The organism is Sorangiineae bacterium MSr11954 (assembly GCA_037157815.1).
Classification (GTDB): domain Bacteria; phylum Myxococcota_A; class Polyangia; order Polyangiales; family Polyangiaceae; genus Pendulispora; species Pendulispora albinea.
This window is the reverse complement of record CP089984.1, coordinates 11572165-11587416: the sequence shown is the minus strand read 5'-3', so window position 1 is coordinate 11587416 and position 15252 is coordinate 11572165. Positions and strand designations below refer to the sequence as shown.

At 66.3% G+C, this 15252-nt stretch carries 14 protein-coding genes and 1 pseudogene; 11 read left to right on the top strand and 4 right to left on the bottom strand.

What is annotated here, in order from left to right:
• Window positions 1–312 precede the first annotated feature (312 nt).
• Window positions 313–726 carry a cupin domain-containing protein gene (locus LZC94_45545; GenBank protein ID WXB15071.1) on the top strand — a complete coding sequence of 138 codons (414 nt, stop codon included), beginning with the start codon at window positions 313–315 and terminating at the stop codon, window positions 724–726.
• A gap of 13 nt (window positions 727–739) precedes the next feature.
• Here the strand turns inward: LZC94_45545 and LZC94_45540 are convergent, their stop codons facing one another.
• Window positions 740–1840: a Gfo/Idh/MocA family oxidoreductase gene (locus tag LZC94_45540; GenBank protein ID WXB15070.1), complete on the bottom strand. Its 1101-nt coding sequence runs from the start codon at window positions 1838–1840 to the stop codon at window positions 740–742.
• A gap of 124 nt (window positions 1841–1964) precedes the next feature.
• The gene (locus LZC94_45535) at window positions 1965–2825 is read right to left on the bottom strand and encodes an NAD(P)H-binding protein (protein ID WXB15069.1); all 861 of its coding nucleotides are present in this window, start codon (window positions 2823–2825) and stop codon (window positions 1965–1967) included.
• 216 nt (window positions 2826–3041) lie between these two features.
• Between LZC94_45535 and LZC94_45530 the strand changes: the two genes are divergently transcribed.
• On the top strand, window positions 3042–3974 hold the full coding sequence (locus tag LZC94_45530) for a LysR family transcriptional regulator (protein ID WXB15068.1): 933 nt from the start codon (window positions 3042–3044) through the stop codon (window positions 3972–3974).
• A gap of 102 nt (window positions 3975–4076) precedes the next feature.
• Window positions 4077–4625 (top strand): SRPBCC family protein, encoded by a 549-nt coding sequence (locus LZC94_45525; GenBank protein WXB15067.1) that lies wholly within the window; start codon window positions 4077–4079, stop codon window positions 4623–4625.
• 24 nt (window positions 4626–4649) lie between these two features.
• Here LZC94_45525 and LZC94_45520 read toward each other — a convergent pair whose 3' ends face one another.
• Window positions 4650–5918 (bottom strand): hypothetical protein, encoded by a 1269-nt coding sequence (locus LZC94_45520; GenBank protein ID WXB15066.1) that lies wholly within the window; start codon window positions 5916–5918, stop codon window positions 4650–4652.
• Between the two features lie 244 nt (window positions 5919–6162).
• Here LZC94_45520 and LZC94_45515 point away from each other — a divergent pair, with 244 nt between their 5' ends.
• The 8 genes and pseudogenes from LZC94_45515 (at window position 6163) to LZC94_45480 (ending at window position 13527) form a co-directional block, all read left to right on the top strand.
• A complete protein-coding gene (locus tag LZC94_45515) occupies window positions 6163–8091 on the top strand; it encodes a S9 family peptidase (GenBank protein WXB15065.1) in 1929 nt (642 codons plus the stop codon).
• Window positions 8092–8670: 579 nt separating this feature from the next.
• Entirely contained in the window at window positions 8671–10161 is a 1491-nt protein-coding gene (locus LZC94_45510) for a serine/threonine protein kinase (protein WXB15064.1), read from the top strand.
• Window positions 10148–10558 carry a roadblock/LC7 domain-containing protein gene (locus LZC94_45505; GenBank protein ID WXB15063.1) on the top strand — a complete coding sequence of 137 codons (411 nt, stop codon included), beginning with the start codon at window positions 10148–10150 and terminating at the stop codon, window positions 10556–10558. Before LZC94_45510 ends, LZC94_45505 begins: the two co-directional genes overlap by 14 nt.
• Before the next feature lie 160 nt (window positions 10559–10718).
• Window positions 10719–10955, top strand: a pseudogene (locus LZC94_45500) (hypothetical protein).
• Complete coding sequence (locus tag LZC94_45495) at window positions 10915–11295, top strand: OmpA family protein (protein WXB20326.1); 381 nt, start codon at window positions 10915–10917, stop codon at window positions 11293–11295. Before LZC94_45500 ends, LZC94_45495 begins: the two are co-directional and overlap by 41 nt.
• Window positions 11292–12455, top strand: coding sequence for a hypothetical protein (locus tag LZC94_45490; GenBank protein WXB15062.1), 1164 nt, complete (start codon window positions 11292–11294; stop codon window positions 12453–12455). Before LZC94_45495 ends, LZC94_45490 begins: the two co-directional genes overlap by 4 nt.
• Window positions 12452–12973, top strand: a complete 522-nt coding sequence (locus tag LZC94_45485; GenBank protein WXB15061.1) for a hypothetical protein — start codon at window positions 12452–12454, stop codon at window positions 12971–12973. Before LZC94_45490 ends, LZC94_45485 begins: the two co-directional genes overlap by 4 nt.
• An 11-nt stretch (window positions 12974–12984) precedes the next feature.
• Window positions 12985–13527 (top strand): heme NO-binding domain-containing protein, encoded by a 543-nt coding sequence (locus LZC94_45480; GenBank protein ID WXB15060.1) that lies wholly within the window; start codon window positions 12985–12987, stop codon window positions 13525–13527.
• A 421-nt stretch (window positions 13528–13948) separates the two neighbouring features.
• Here the strand turns inward: LZC94_45480 and LZC94_45475 are convergent, their stop codons facing one another.
• The gene (locus LZC94_45475) at window positions 13949–15154 is read right to left on the bottom strand and encodes an iron-containing redox enzyme family protein (protein WXB15059.1); all 1206 of its coding nucleotides are present in this window, start codon (window positions 15152–15154) and stop codon (window positions 13949–13951) included.
• Window positions 15155–15252: the final 98 nt, after the last annotated feature.

Below are 15252 nucleotides of genomic sequence, written 5' to 3'. Positions count from 1 at the left end.
CTCCCTGGCCTGGTTTGCCCTCATCGCCGAACGCCGCAGCTTCACCAAGGCCGCGGCCGAAATGGGCGTGTCGCGGCCAGCCCTCACCTGTATGTGCCGTCCCGAGAACCAATGCCGTCGAAGGTTCGCGCGCTCATGCCCTCTCTCGTCGCGAGGCGGGAGCGGCTCACCCCGCGATCCCGCGATCCCGCGAGCGGCAGCGGCCTGGCGCGCTGTGTCGTCGGCCGGGCAGGGCGCCAGGGAAGTGGACGATCCATATTTATCGAAATGGATCATTTACACCGTCCAGTTCCCGAACCTATCGTCCTTCGTATGAACACGCACGCCTGCTCCGGTCCCGGCTCGGCGCTGACCCTGCTCCTGGATCGAACGCCGCCCTTCATTCCCCCCCACGCCCAGGTGATGACCGCGCTCATCGAGCTTCCGCCGGGTAACCGCGGAACCCCACCCCACCGCCACTCCGGCCCGGTGTTCGGATACATGACCGAGGGCGAAATGGTGTTCGAGCTCGAGGGCGAGCCCGAACGGATCCTCCGCGCCGGCGAAGCGTTTTGGGAGCCGGGGGGCGATGTGATTCATTATCAGGCCGCCAACAACCTTCCAAACGCGTGGACTCGGTTCGTGGTGGTCATGATCGGGGTGCCCGGGGAGCCGATGCTCACCCTGGTGGACGAAGCCGAGCTCGTCGCCCGAAGCACCCGCCGCGTGGGACGCGCGCGCCCTTGATTTTTGCGCGGCGCTACACGGTTTGACGGACGCCGGTGGCGTTGGCGCGCTCGATGGCGTCGATCAGGCGGTGGCGGCGCACGGCCAGATCGAAGTCCGGTGTCAGCTCGGTGCCTTCGGCCAAATCGCGTGCAAACTGCACGTACATGCTGGCCACATTGGTGGCTGCCCCGTTGGCCTCCGGTGGCGCCAATCGGTATTCGGCTGGAATGGATAGCTCCTTCGAGGGCTCGTCGCCGCGCCCGCCCTGAATCTCCAATTCGGAGATGTTGGGATAACCGTGCTCGGTGGAGAGGACGATTTCACCCTCGGTGCCCCGCACCTCCCAGACGAAGACGGGACCCTTCACGGGTCCGCCGTGGTAGTGAACCGACACCAGCGCGCCGCCCTCCAAGGTCCCCGAGAAGGCGACTTGATCGTGCGCCGTCATGGGGACGATGGCCTGATCGCGAAGGCGCACCGCCTGGCCGCGCCGCGCGATCAGGGTCGACGATACGGACACGATGTCGCCCAGGGCGAAGGAGAGCTGCTCCAGCGCGTGCGCTGCCGGAATGGATAGGAGCGTATTGCCGTTGTCGATGTCGGCGCTGAACTCGTAGGGCAGGTCGAGCACGCCGGCCCAGAGGGTGTCCGGCCCCGCGCCGGCGATGCGGGTGCCGAGCAATCGGCCGATGTAGCCATCGGCCACCAAGTCGCGCAGGTAGCGCACGGCGGGCGCGAAGCGGCCTTGAAGACCGATGAGCGTCTTGACGCCTCTCTTCTTGGCGCGCCCGGCGATCTCCTCGGCCTCCGCCAGGTTCTTGCCGAGCGGCCACTCGCAAACCACGGTCTTCCCCGCCTCGATGGCCGCCAAGGCCAGCTCGCGGTGCTGCGTCACATTCACCGAGACGAGGGCGATGTCCACCTCCGGCCGGGCGAGCAGCTCGCGGTGATCGTCGAACGCGAGCGTGATCCCCAGCGCGCGCGCGCTTCGCTCCGCCGACGCGCGACGGCGGGTGCTGACTGCGCGTATTTCGTACTCTGGAAGGGATCGCAGCGCCGGAATGTGCGCGGCGCTCGCCCAACCGCGCTCGGTGCTCCCACCAATGATGCCCACACCCCATCGATTCGCCATCGTGATCTCCCTCGGAGGCTGGCCGGTCCGCGACGCGCGGGCGGTCCTCCGAGGATCTCGTGGTGGAAGGGCGCTTCGACCATGATAGTTCGTCGGAAGTTCTTGGCCGTTCATCCGGCGCGCATCAGGTCGTGGCCGCACCCCATGCGCCCGAAGCGGCAGCGGCGCGCGCGTAGTCGCGGAAATCGCGGGGTTCGCGGCCGAGCGCGAGCTGCACGCCGTTGGAGAGGTAGGCGTTGTGCCCATCGAGGATCTGGCTGAACAGGTCCACCAGGAACGCCGCGTAGTCGGCCGGTACATAGGGCGCGATGGCGGCGCCGTACTCCTCCGTGGAGATGGGCACGTAGCGAACCGGCCGGCCCGAGGCTTCGGAGATCTCCGCCACCGCCTCCGCGAAGGTGAGCAGCCGCGGGCCCGAGAGCTCGTAGATCTTGCCGGCGTGCTTGGCGTCGGTCAGCGCGGCGACGGCCACGTCGGCGATGTCCTCTACGTCGATGAAGGGCTCGGCGATGTCGCCGGCGGGGAACGCGAGCTCGCCCTGCAGAATGGGGTCCAGCAAGTGCCCCTCGCTGAAATTCTGAGCGAACCACGAGGCGCGCAGGATGGTGAAGGCCGCGCCCGATTCGCGCACCGCGCGCTCGGCCGGCAGCACTTGGTGCTCGCCGCGCCCCGAGAGGAGCACGATGCGCCGCACGCCGCTCTGCACCGCGCGCGTGGCGAGACGGCGGATGTTCTCGGCCGCGCCCGGGACCGCGAGATCCGGGTAGTACGTGATGTACATCGACTCCACGCCCTCGAGCACGGGTCCCCAGGTGCCCTCGTCCTCCCAGTCGAAGCGCGGCGACGCGCTGCGCGAGGCGAGCCGCACGGGGATGCCGCGCGCGGTGAGCTGCTCGGCCACCCGGCGACCGGTCTTGCCGGTGCCGCCGACGATGAGGGTGACATTCGAAACGTTGGTGGTCGGGCTGGTTTGCGTGGTGTTCATGGTGGGCTCTCTTTCTCGTTGGCTCGTTGGCTCGTTGGCTCGTTGGCTCGTTGGCTCGTTGGCCGTCGGCTCGTGGCTCGCCGGCCATGGGCTCGTTGGCCGTTGCAAAAGGTGCGATTCGTTTTTTTTCGGGGTTTTCGTCGCCCCGACCAGAGAGAAGATGCACCGTGCGCGTTTGCATCGCCAGCCCCACGTTTGCATGTTACGAATGCGTTTATGCAACGCCCTTCAGTCGTGCGCGAGGAGCTTCGTTGGGACGATGTCCGGGTCTTCTTGGCGCTCTGCCGCTCCCGCACTGTGGGGAACGCCGGCGGGCTGCTCGGGTGCGACGCGTCGACCATCTCGCGCCGCCTGGTCGCGCTGGAGGAGGCGCTGGGCGCGACCCTCTTCGATCGCGGGCGCGATGGAATCACGCCCACCAAGGCCGCCGAGGATCTCATGCCGGTGGCCGAGGAGATGGAGCAAGTGATGACCCGCTTCACCAACGCGGCCGAGGGCCTCGAGCGCGAGGTCTCGGGCCTGGTGCGACTCACCTGCCCGCCCGACGCGGCCCAAGTGCTGGTGGCGCCGCTGCTCCAAGAGCTGCTCGCGCGGCACCCGGGCCTGCGCATCGACTTGGATCCGGGCGAGGCCGTGCTCGATCTCACGCGCCGCGAAGCCGATATCGCCCTGCGGGTGGTGCGCCCGGTGCGCGGCGATCTGATCGTGACCCGGCTGACCACCGTGCAGTGGGTGCTGGTGGCCTCGCCCAAGCTGGCGAAGTCCGTGGGAACCCTACGCGCTTGGACGGATGCGCCGTGGGTGGGCTGGGGCGAGCGCCTCTCCAACATCCCGGCGGCGCGCTGGTTCTCCAAGCACGTGCGGGGCACGGACCCGGTGGTGCGCTCCGATAGCTTGACCATGCAGCTCGCCACCGTGACGGCCGGCGTGGGCATGGCGCTGGTGCCGAACCAAAGCGTGGAGCACTACGGGCTCGTTCCCATCTCCATTGGTACGCCGCTTCGGGCGGCGGCGGCGGAGTGGCCGGAGGACGAGCTTTTCCTCGTCACCCACCGAGCGCTACGGGATGTGCCGAGGGTGCGGGCGGTGTGGGATCTCTTGATCGAACGTGCGGGCGGGGCCACGAAAGAAAAGAGTCGCGCCAAGTGATGGCGCAATCGACACAAAATTCGACGGTGGTGTCGATCCGGCGGGACGTCATACGACGCCTCCTTGAAGCCGGCCAGCGGGCCGGAAAACGAAAGGCCCATCATGTTCCGCAAGATTCTTCTCGGCTTGGCTGCCGTCGCCGTCGTATTCGTCCTCGTCGTCTCCACCCGCCCCTCCACGTTCCACGTCGAGCGCTCGGTCACCGTGGCCGCACCCGCGGAGAGGGCGTTCGCGCAGGTGAACGACTTCCACGAGTGGACGGGGTGGTCGCCGTACGAGAAGCTCGATCCCCAGCTCCGGCGCACCTACGAAGGCGCCCCCGCGGGCGTGGGCGCCATCTACGCCTGGGCGGGCAACGGCAAGGCGGGCGAGGGCCGGATGACGATCGAGGCGAGCGATGCACCGTCGCGCATCGCCATCAACCTGGAGTTCATCGAGCCGTTCGCGGCCACCGACACCGCCACCTTCACCTTCGTCCCCACCGCGGAAGGCACCAAGGTCACGTGGGCCATCGACGGGACGAACAACTTCGTCTCCAAGGCTTTCTCGCTCTTCATGGATATGGACAAGCTGATCGGCGGCGACTTCGAAGCGGGTCTCGCCTCGCTCAAAGCCATCGCCGAGCGCGAGACCGCGCAGGTCGCGCGATAACGACGCCGTCGACGAGACGGCGCGTCAGTGCCCCGTCAGAAGATCCGCGCTCGACGCCGAAGATACGACGCGCGGCGGCGGGGCCGGGTTGGGCGGCGGGGTTGGCGTGGGCGCCCCGATATCCGACTCGAGCTCGTCGGCGCGGGCGGTCGCGGTTGCCTCGGTGCGCGCGGCTTGCTCGCGCACGGGCCGTTTGTTCGCGGCGGTGTTCGCAGGAACCGCGGCCGCGGCGCGGGCCGGCATCGGAGTGGGCGCCACGTCGGAGAGGGTTCGCGACGCGGGCGGAAGCGCGGCTGAAACGGGCGCCATGGAGCGCTCCACGATCGGCCCGGTTGGCGCAGGCGGCGGCTGAATGGCCACACTGAGGGCAACCGTGGTCGTAATGGGTGCCTTGTACGACTCGCCCAGCGCCTCGCCCTTGGAGAGCCGCACCACCACGAAGGGCACCACGAAGCACGTGAGAAGGAGCGCGATGGCCACCACCGCAAAGGGCCCGTGCCGCTGGAAGCGGCGCGGAATGAAGGTCACCCCGCGCGGCGGACGTGGCGGGCCGGCGAGGGCGTTCGGCACCGACGGCATTTCGAACCGCGGGCGGTAGGCATCCGGGCCCACCCCGAGCGCGTGCTCGCGGCTCGGGGGCGGAGATCGATGGGGCCGGAGCTCGCTGCTGGAGCGCGAGCCATCCCCGCCCCGGCGCTCCCGGCGCTTGCGCGGCGTTTGAACCTCGAGCCGCAGACCCTCGATGAGCTCATCGATCGTCTCGTTGGAGGGCGGCGTTGCGGCCGCGGCCGGCGCGCGCTGAAGCGGTACCCCCGATGGCCACGTGGGCTCGATGGGCTCCACCCTTTGAACCCTATGACGCGCCGGGGTCGCTGGCGCCCCAGAAGCCTCACACGCCGCGGGGGCCGCGGGGGCGTACGGCGGCTCCAGATCGCCCGGGAGCACCTCGTACGTGACGTTCTGCGTCGTAGCGTTCTCCATCGGAAACGCATCGATGGTGTCGGCGTACTTCGATGGGCGCCCGCCGCGCACCACCCCGATGAAGTCCGGCGTGGTTCGCGAGAGCCGTGGGCCTTCCGCGTTCAAAATCCCAGTGGATGCACGCTCGCCCCAGCGCCCGGGAAACCCGGGATCCGTTCGCGTCGGGCGCGCCTCGAGCGGGCGCTCTTCCTGCTGCTGCTCGATCTCCCCCGCTGCATGCGACTGCAACGCTCGCTGCTCGCTGCTCACTTGGTGACCGATGCCCGAGCAACCGTTCACGTGGCGGTGAAACGACGCGCCGCTTCGTGCCACAATCCATTTCCATTCAACGTTTGAAGGTCCATGGCATTGACAACTGGTGTAAAAGGCCAATTCAATGCATCAGTTCCGCCTTCTTTTGCCCGCGCTCGTGGGAGGGCTCGCCGCCTGCGCCACGACATCCCCAGCTCCCGCCCCCCAGGCACCCTCTGTCGCAGTTGCCAGCCCAATCCTCCCGGAGGTGCGCGCTGCCGCGGCAGGTCCCCATCACGCGTTCACAGTGGACGATTTGCTTGCCATGGAGCGCGTCGACGATCCGCAGATCTCGCCCGATGGCAAGCTCGTCGTGTTCACCGTCGCGAGCACCGATCTGCCGGCCAACAAGCGCCGCACGGACCTCTGGCTCGCCACCACCGACGGCTCGCAGGTGCGCCGCCTCACCACGCACCCCGATCGCGACTTCGCCGCCCGCTTCGCCCCCGACGGCAAGAGCCTCTATTTCATCTCCACCCGCAGCGGCTCCGCGCAGGTGCACCGCCTCGCGCTCGACGGCGGCGAGCCCGCGCAGATCACGTCGTTGCCGCTGGACGTCGACTTCGTCCTTCCCTTCCCCGATGGCAAGCGCCTGCTCCTCTCCATGGAGGTGTACCCCGACGCGCAGACCCTCGACGAGACGGCCAAGCGCGATGACGCCAAGGCCAAGTCGCCCTCGAAGGTGATGGCCTACGACCAAGCCATGTTCCGCCACTGGGACAAATGGGATGACGGCAAACGCCGCCATCTCTTCGTGTGGCGCCCCGACGGCCCGCCCATCGATCTCACCAAGGGCTCCGCGTTCGACGCTCCGTCGGGTCCCTTCGCGGGCGCCGAGGGCATCGCCATCTCCCCCGACGGGCGCACCGTGGTCTTCGAGTCGAAGCGGGTGGGGCGCGAAGAAGCTTGGTCTACGAACATCGACCTCTTTCGCGTGCCCTCCGACGGCAGCGCGGCCGCCGTCTCGATCACGGCCAAGAACCTGGCCGAGGACACGTCGCCGGTCTTCTCACCCGACGGCACCAAGCTCGCGTACCTCGCCATGGCGCGGCCCACGTTCGAGGCCGACCGCCGCCGCGTGGTCGTGATGGATTGGAAGAGCGGCGCCTCGCGCGTGCTGACCGAAGCGTGGGATCGCTCGGCCAGCGAGCTGACCTGGAGCCGCAACGGGCGCACGATTTACGTGACCGCCGATCACCTCGGGCACAAGGGGCTCTTCGGCGTCGCCGCCGACTCGGGGCAGGTCACCACACTCGGCGCCGAGGGCACGTACATGTCCCCGCGCGCAGGCACCGATCGCTTGGTGTTCACCCGCGACACGCTCACGAACCCCGCCGAAATCTGGGTCTCGGGCTTGGATGGACGCACACCGAAGCCCATCACCCACCTGAACGACGCCAAGATCGCGGCCATCGATTTCGGCGAGCCCGAGCCCTTCACCTTCGACGGCGCCAAAGGCGAGAAGGTGCACGCGTGGATCGTCAAGCCGCACGGCGCGCGCGGACCGGTTCCGGTCGCGATGCTGATCCACGGCGGACCGCAAGGCTCCTTCGGCAACCACTTCCATTACCGATGGAACCCGCAGATTTTCGCGGGGCGCGGGTACGCGGCCATCATGGTCGACTTCCACGGCTCCACCGGATACGGCCAAGCTTTCACCGACGCCATCCGCAACGACTGGGGCGGCGCGCCGTACGAAGACGTCATGAAGGGCCTCGACGCGGCGCTCGCGAAGTACTCGTTCTTGGACAAATCACGCGCGGTCGCACTCGGCGCCTCGTACGGCGGCTACTTGATCAACTGGATCAACGGCAAGACCGATCGCTTCAAGGCGCTGGTCTGCCACGATGGAAACCTCGACGAGACCATGGCCTATTTCGACACCGAGGAACTTTGGTTCCCCGAGTGGGAACACGCGGGAACCCCCTGGGAAAACCCCGAAAACTACGCCAAACACAATCCGATTCGCTTCGTGCAGAACTGGAAGACACCAACGCTCGTGATCCACGGCGGCAAGGACTACCGCGTGGTCGATACGCAAGGCATGTCGACCTTCACCGCGCTGCAGCGTCGCGGAGTGCCCTCGCGATTCCTCTATTTCCCCGACGAAAACCACTGGGTTTTGAAGCCGCAGAACTCCAAGCGCTGGCACGACGAAGTATTATCGTGGATTGATAAGTATTCCCAGCGATAAACGATTCGATTTTCGCGCCAATCACCGCGGCCGTTCATCCATTGGCGATGAACGGCCGTCTGGTATTTTGGGGCCATTTTGCACGATTCATGGAACCAGGGGAAAGGCGTCCAGCGATTTTCCCATGGCGTAACCATTTTGAACGGTGCAGCCGCATTTCACTGCTCGAACCCCTATTTCGATATTCTGACATTCATGCGATTTTTCAGCGCCACCCCCCTCGAAGCGCACCTGGCCGGAAAAATCGCAGCTCAGCGAACACGGCGGCTCATTACGGTTGCGTCGCTAAAATGCGGTGAACGTGGCGTTTTTGCGCGGTGGCCCGAGCGTTGCTGTGCTTGAGACATGAAACGACATCGAAGGTGCGCGGGCCTCAGACCTCGAATGGAAAGATGCTCCAAATCGGCGACGCGACCTTCGCTCACGTCTTGATACCTGCCATTCGCTCCGTATCTTCAATTACCCATCACGTTGTCGCCGGGCGATCTTCCGCGCTCTACCTCGTGCGGAACGGTTTGCGACCGAGTGAACGTCGAAGCTTAGCCACGAGTGTCTTGCAGAAAGAGGAGACGAGCGCGCATGAGCGCATCACACGCCTTCTTCGAGGGCGAAAGTTTTGGCCCGTATCGAGTGCTTTCACGCCTTGCATCGGGCGGAATGGCCGACGTTTGGTTCGTCGAAACGGTAGCGGGCTCCACGCGTGGCGTGCTGAAAACCATGCGCGCCGAGCTCGCGGCCTCTGGCGAGCTCTCGTCCATGTTCGTCGATGAAGGCCGTGTGGCTGCGGGTCTCGAGCACGATAACATCGCGAAAGTGCTCGACGTCGGGGTGATCGACGGGCGCGCGTTCATTGCCATGGAGTTCGTGCACGGTCGTACGCTACGGCAGATCGCGCAGCACTGCCATGAACAGCGCGAGCGCATCGAGCCTTGGTTCGTGCTGCGCACCTTGCTGGAGGTATGCGCCGCCCTCGAGTACCTGCACAGCTACGTGGACACCGATGGGTGGCACCTCGGGCTGATACATGGAGATATCAGTCCGGAGAATATCATGGTCTCGTTCAACGGGACCGTGAAGCTCGTGGACTTTGGTATCGCGCGCGTGACACAATTGGCGAACTCGTCGTTTCCTCCGCCGACCGTGAAGCCAATCCCCGCGCCCGTGCACGAGAGCCGGGGCAAGCTGGTCATCGGCAAACCGTGGTACATGTCGCCCGAGCAGATCCTGGGGTCGACCCCCAATCCGCTCAGTGATTTGTATTCGGTGGGCGTCGTCCTCTACGAGTGCCTAACCGGTTATCGTCCCTATTCGGGCGGCACGGAGACCGAGGTGCTGGCGCGCGTGCTCGAGGGCAAGGCGGCGCCGCCGCAAGCCGTGGCCCGCGGGATCTCGGAGCCCCTCGCGTGGACGACACTTCGTGCCATGGCGCGCGAGCCGGACAGCCGGTTCTCGAGCGCGTCCGATCTGGCCGCCGCCCTGCGATGGCGTCTGCGCGAGCTCGATCCTGGCGCGATCGGGCGGCCGCTCGATGGCTACATGGCGTCGCTGTTCGGCGAGCCGGACACGGTGGCGAGCGCGATCATGCGCACCATCAACGAGCGCCCGGCGCGCAACTCCGATCTGCCGACCGCGCCTTGCTCGCCGGCGATGGTGGCCGCGGCCATCGCGGAGTCGGCGCTCACCGTGCGGCCCCCCAAGCCGGCGGCCGTGCCCGAGGAGCCGACATTCACGGTCTTCGAGTCGGCGGCGCCGGATCGCTCGGGCGAGTTCCAAACGTCGCGCGCGCCGGCCGGCGTCAATATCTTCGCACGTCCGTCGCTGCGGCCGCTGGAGCCTATTTTCGGGCGCGAGCTCGCGCCGCGGAGCGTTCCCATAGGGGGGCGGCATCGAACGGACGACGAGCTCGAGGCCGCACGGCTGTTCGAGCACGGGCTCGAATGTTTGAGCAACAAAGATTTCGCCGGCGCGCAGGAAGCTTGGCTACGGACCATCGAACTCGATCCGCGCGAGAGACGATATCGGATCAATTTGCGGAGACTCCAAGAAAGGTTGCGCGATGGCGACGAATGATATTCAAATCACCGAAAAGAATCGTATGACGAAAACCGAGCGCCTGAACGGCGTGCTCCGTTCGCTCCGATCGAGCTCGCCCGAGATCATCGGCGCGTCGGTGGTGACCTCGGACGGGTTCATCGTCGCGTCGCACATCCCCAACGAGGTCGACGAGGATCTCATCGGCGGTATGGCCGCCTCGCTCCTCGGCGTGGGCGAGCGCATCGCGGCCGACTTGATGCGCGCGGACGTGGAGCAGGTCTATGTGCGCTCGGCGAAGGGGTACATCATCGTCAACTCGATCGGCACCGAGTCGGTGCTGGTCTTGCTGGTGACGCGCGAGGCCAAGCTGGGGATGATCTTCCTCGAGCTCAAACGCACCCTGAACCAGCTCGCGGATCACCTGGACAACTGATGAAGCCAATAGTCTTTGGGGCAGGGTTCGCCCTGCTCGGCGCGGTCGATCTCGCCTGGATCGATCTCGCGCTGGTGCCTCTGGCGCTCGCGCAGCACGAGAACGCTCCTCCCGCTGCCGTTGCCGTGGTCAAGCCGCTCGCCATGCCCAAGCAACTGGCGGTGGCGGCGCCGGTGGCGCCTTCGGAGCCGCCGAAGGGCGTAGCGGCCGAGCCGCCGAAGGGCGTGGCGGCGCCGGTGGCGCCTTCGGAGCCGCCAAAGGGCGTAGCGGCCGAGCCGCCGGAGGGCGCGGCGGTCGCGAATGCGGAGAGTGCTCGCGCGGGGGCGACCCCACCTGCGCCGGCGGTCTCGGAGCCGGTGGCGGTCGCAAAGCCGGTGGCTACGCCGCAGGCAGCGGCGTCGCCGTTTACCTTGCACTTCGATGTCAATGCACGAAACCCCAACGACGAGGCTGGGACCGAGCTGGACGCGGTGGCCGCGCTTCTGACCTCCAACCCAGCGCTGCACGTGAACATCGATGGGCACTCCGATCGCAATGGCACGGCGAACTACAACGACCAACTGAGCCGGGCGCGCGCCGATGCGGTGGCGGAGGCGCTGATGCGGCGCGGGATCGCGCGAAGCCGCATCGTGACCCTCGGCCACGGCGCGCGGGCACCCGTCGACAAAGGGACCGATTTGGAATCGTTCGCACGCAATCGCCGCGTCGAAGTGCGCATTGAAGGGAGGAAACCGTGAGCGTGTTGACGACAATCTGGGCGGCGTCCATCGGAGCCGCGCTCTTCTTTGCCGCCGCGGGCTTCTTCGTAGCGCGCGCGCTCGTCGCGCGGCGCGAAAAAGAGCGCGAACGCGACGCCGAACGGGATCGGGGCGATCTCGCGCGGGCCCTGCTCCGCGCCAAGCACCACGAAGATCTGGCCGCGTCGGCCCGCGGGGACGTGGAGCGCACCGTGCGCGAGCTGGCGCGCGTCTCCGAGGCCGAGCAGCGCGTGCGCCACCAGCTCGAGGACGAGCGCCGCGCGGCCGAGGAGCAGAAGGCGGAGCTCGCGCGCATGCAGCGCGAGGTCGATCAGCTGGCGCGGGCGCGGGGTGAGCTCGCGCGGGCGGAGAAGGAGCTCGCGGCGACCAAGAACCGCACGGCGCAGCTCGAGTCGCGCGGAACGGAGGGCGAAGCGATGGCCACGAAGAAGATCGTGGAGCTCGCCGCCTCGGTCTCGAGTCTGCGCGAGCAGCTCGCGGGCGTGAACAAGAAAGAGCAGCAAGCGCGCGAAGGGTTGGAAGGGGCGCGGGCCGAGCTCGAAGCCCTCCGCCGCGAGGCCGCGCTTCGCACGGAGGAGACCCGCGCCGCCAAGATGGCGCTCGATGTCGCGCGCAATGACACGGCCGGCCTGCGCCAGGACGGCGCCTTGCTCAACGAGGCGCTCAAGCGGGTCGCAGCCTTGGAGGCGGACAACGCGCGGCTGCGGGCGCTCGAGTTCGCGCACAAAGCGCAACAGCCGAAGAAGGGCTCGGACGTCGCGGGCGAGCTCGCGACCCCGCCCGCCTCGGGCCTCGACGGCCGATCGCTCCAGCGGTTCGTGGACGACGTGGTACGATCGCAGTCGGTCAGCGCGGCGGCGCTCACCGACGAGCTGGGGTTCTTGGTCGCGGGCAACGGCGACTACACGGAGGCGCTCGCGGCCTTCGGTGCATACCTCACGGAGGCGGGCGCGCGGGCCTGCGGACTGCTCCCCATGCACGCGGTGCAGCGGGTATCCGTCCAAGACGACTCGGGCATTACCTTGACGGCGCGCACCGTGGCCTCGGCGCCGAACGAATTGGTGCTGGTCACGCTCGGTGTGGAAGGCGGCCGCGAGCGAAGCAACGGACGGAACGGAGAGAGAGAGAGGACTTCATGAGTGTTCAAGTGAAAGAGCCGAACGTGGATGTCAAAGAGTTCGCGCGCAGCAGGAACGTAGAAGTCGGCAATGCCCTCAACATCTTGCGTCCAACGTTGGGCAACGACGCGGGGGTGGCGCTCTATCGCCTTTTGCGGTTGGTCGCGCTGGAAGACATCATGGGCCGCGGGGCCGCCGGCACCGCCTATGTAGCCGGCAAAAAGCTGGGGCTCTCGCTGGGCTTGACGAAGCTGGCCGACTTCTTGGAGCTCTGCAAAAACCTGAAGGTCGGCGTCATCGAGGTGCCGCTGCTCGGTGAGTCGCGCATTCGGGTCGACGTCTACGAGTGCGTGACGTGCGCGGGATTGAAGACGGTGGGGCGTCCGCTTTGCCACTTCGAGGGCGGGCTCATCGCCGGCGTGGTGGAGAGCATTTTGAACAAGCGCACCCGCGCGCACGAGGTCGCGTGCATCGGGGGCCTCGGCGACAAGATGTGCGGCTTCGATCTGGAGCTGAAACCCATCGGCCAGCCGGGCTAGGACGGACCGCCATGCACGGGATCATTTTGCTCGAGCTCAAGAAGTACGTCGAATCGCGGTGGGGCAAGACCGCCTGGCCCACGCTCGTGGCCGACACGGGTTTGGCGGGCCAGACGTACCTGCCGGTGCACGAATACCCCGACGACGAGATGGTGGCGCTCGTCCGCACGGCCTCCACGACCACGGGCTTCAGCGTGCCGGCCATCCTGGAAGACTTCGGCGAGTTCATCGTGCCCGATCTTCTGCTGCTCTATCGATCGCTCATCCACTCGAAGTGGAGGACGCTCGATCTCCTCGAGAACACCGAGAAGATGATCCAGCGCGTAGTGTCCCTCCGCAACCCGAGCGCGCGCACGCTACAAATGTCCGCCGAGCGGCGCACGCCAACCGAGGTGCGCATCCGCCATCGCTCGGCCCATCGCGTTTGCAGCGTCACCAAGGGCATCGCCCGCGGGGCCGCCAAACACTACGGCGAACGCATCGCCATCGTCGAGGCGCAATGCATCACCGCCGGCGCCTCCGAGTGCGTTCTCGATCTCCGTTTGATGAACTGATTCGCCGCTTCTCCGTACGGTGACGTCATCGGGGTCGCCGTACGGAGCTTTTCGTGGCGATGCGCGTTCTCCTCCGTACAGTGACGTCATTGGTTCAAAGTACGGAGTTTTTTTCGTAGCGATGCCGTACCGGTGCCCCTCATTGGGTTCGCCGTACGGAATTTTCGTTGCGGTGCATTCTCCGTACGGTGCCTCATTGGGTTCGCCGTACGGAGTTTTTCGTTGCGGTGCAATCCTCCGTACGGCGACTTCACTGAATCGTCGTACGTTTTCGTTGCGGCACACTCTTCCGTACGGCGACCTCACGGTATCGCCGTACGGAATTTTTGAGGAGGCTCAAAACCGAGCCTCGAAGAAGCCCACGGAGGCCGCGGCCAGAGCGTCAGATTCGAGGGCCTGAACGCTCGGCAACGTCGGGCCTTCATTTCGCGGCGGCGGCGCGCTTCATACGCGCCGTTTTGTCGTAGTCGCCCAGGAAGCCTTTGCCGGTGAGGCCAAAGTCGGTAATGGCGAGCAGCAGCATCTCTTCGTTGCTGGTGTTCTGCGTTTGGTGCATGCACCACCGGGGCGCGAAGACGATATCACCGGGCTTGACCTCTTGGGGCGCGTAGTCGATGAGGACATAGCCCGAGCCCTGCAGCACGAAAAAGACGGTTTCGTGGGCGTGGCGGTGGTGCTCGTTGCTCTTGCCGGGCGGAATGCGCACCATGCGCGGGTCGAGCACCTCGGCTTGGAATGGAAGCTTGTCGACGGCAAAATCGATGTTCAGCTTCTCGATGGCGTTCGTGTAGAGCGGGGTGCCCCGCGTGTAGGCCGGGTGGCGGAAGCCTCCGCCCTCGGAGTTGGCCACCAGGGATTTTCTGGCCTGAATCTTCTCCAGCAGCGAGCGCACGCGCCGCATCTGAATCGCGTCGTAGAGGTTCTCGAAGAACCGCGTGCGCAAGGTGAGCGCCCGTTCCATGGCGTCGGCGCAGCGCGCGTGCCAGCCGCGCTCGCCCGCATAGCTGAGCATCACTTGCTGGAGGGTGAACGCATGCGCATCATCGCACTCCATGTGCAGGCGGAAGAACGTGAGCTGCTCCTCGGGCACCCCTGCCTTCGTCAAGCCTTCGACGAAGATGCCATACATTCGCGCGACGATCCCCTCGGTCCCGAGGGATAGGAACGCCGCCGCCTCCATGGGATGGCCGCGAAGGATGAAATCGAGGTACTCTCGTACGAAATAGCGGGAAAAATCCGCGTATTCGATGGCGGCGAGATCGGGGATGCCGAGCCCCTCCTGCAAGAACTTCCGAAAGATTTGCGCATGACGCTTCTCGACGTCGATGCCGCCGCTCTCCTCCCAGAGGTTCTCCGTAATGCGCGCGCGTAGAAGATCGTCTTCGCAGTTGGCTAGAAGACCTGCCAGGTAGCGTGTGAAATTACGTGAGTAAAGGTAATACTGGGAAAAGACGTATCGGAAGTCTTCGAGGCGGAGCGCACCGGCCTTGCAGGCGAGGAACAATCGATTTTCCCAAAAGGGATGGGTCGCCTGACGCTCCTCGAGGTTCACGAGAGCCTGGAGCGCGTCGACGTCCTCGCCCGCCCCCACTGGCGGGCCCGCATGCGCCACTTGCCCAACTTGCACAGTGTGCGCAACCTGCCCCGATTGCCCCACTTGAGCAACTTGCGTGACGTGCGCGACCTGACTGTTACCGTTCGAATGACTTGTGCCGTTCGATTGAA

Bases quoted from the DNA above. Each gene is read 5' to 3' on its own strand.
- LZC94_45530 (WXB15068.1), top strand. From the start codon at position 3,042: ATGCAACGCCCTTCAGTCGTGCGCGAGGAGCTTCGTTGGGACGATGTC.
- LZC94_45480 (WXB15060.1), top strand. From the start codon at position 12,985: ATGCACGGGATCATTTTGCTCGAGCTCAAGAAGTACGTCGAATCGCGG.
- LZC94_45545 (WXB15071.1), top strand. From the start codon at position 313: ATGAACACGCACGCCTGCTCCGGTCCCGGCTCGGCGCTGACCCTGCTC.
- LZC94_45510 (WXB15064.1), top strand. From the start codon at position 8,671: ATGAGCGCATCACACGCCTTCTTCGAGGGCGAAAGTTTTGGCCCGTAT.
- LZC94_45485 (WXB15061.1), top strand. From the start codon at position 12,452: ATGAGTGTTCAAGTGAAAGAGCCGAACGTGGATGTCAAAGAGTTCGCG.
- LZC94_45515 (WXB15065.1), top strand. From the start codon at position 6,163: ATGGAGCGCGTCGACGATCCGCAGATCTCGCCCGATGGCAAGCTCGTC.
- LZC94_45540 (WXB15070.1), bottom strand. From the start codon at position 1,840: ATGGCGAATCGATGGGGTGTGGGCATCATTGGTGGGAGCACCGAGCGC.
- LZC94_45505 (WXB15063.1), top strand. From the start codon at position 10,148: ATGGCGACGAATGATATTCAAATCACCGAAAAGAATCGTATGACGAAA.
- LZC94_45525 (WXB15067.1), top strand. From the start codon at position 4,077: ATGTTCCGCAAGATTCTTCTCGGCTTGGCTGCCGTCGCCGTCGTATTC.
- LZC94_45535 (WXB15069.1), bottom strand. From the start codon at position 2,825: ATGAACACCACGCAAACCAGCCCGACCACCAACGTTTCGAATGTCACC.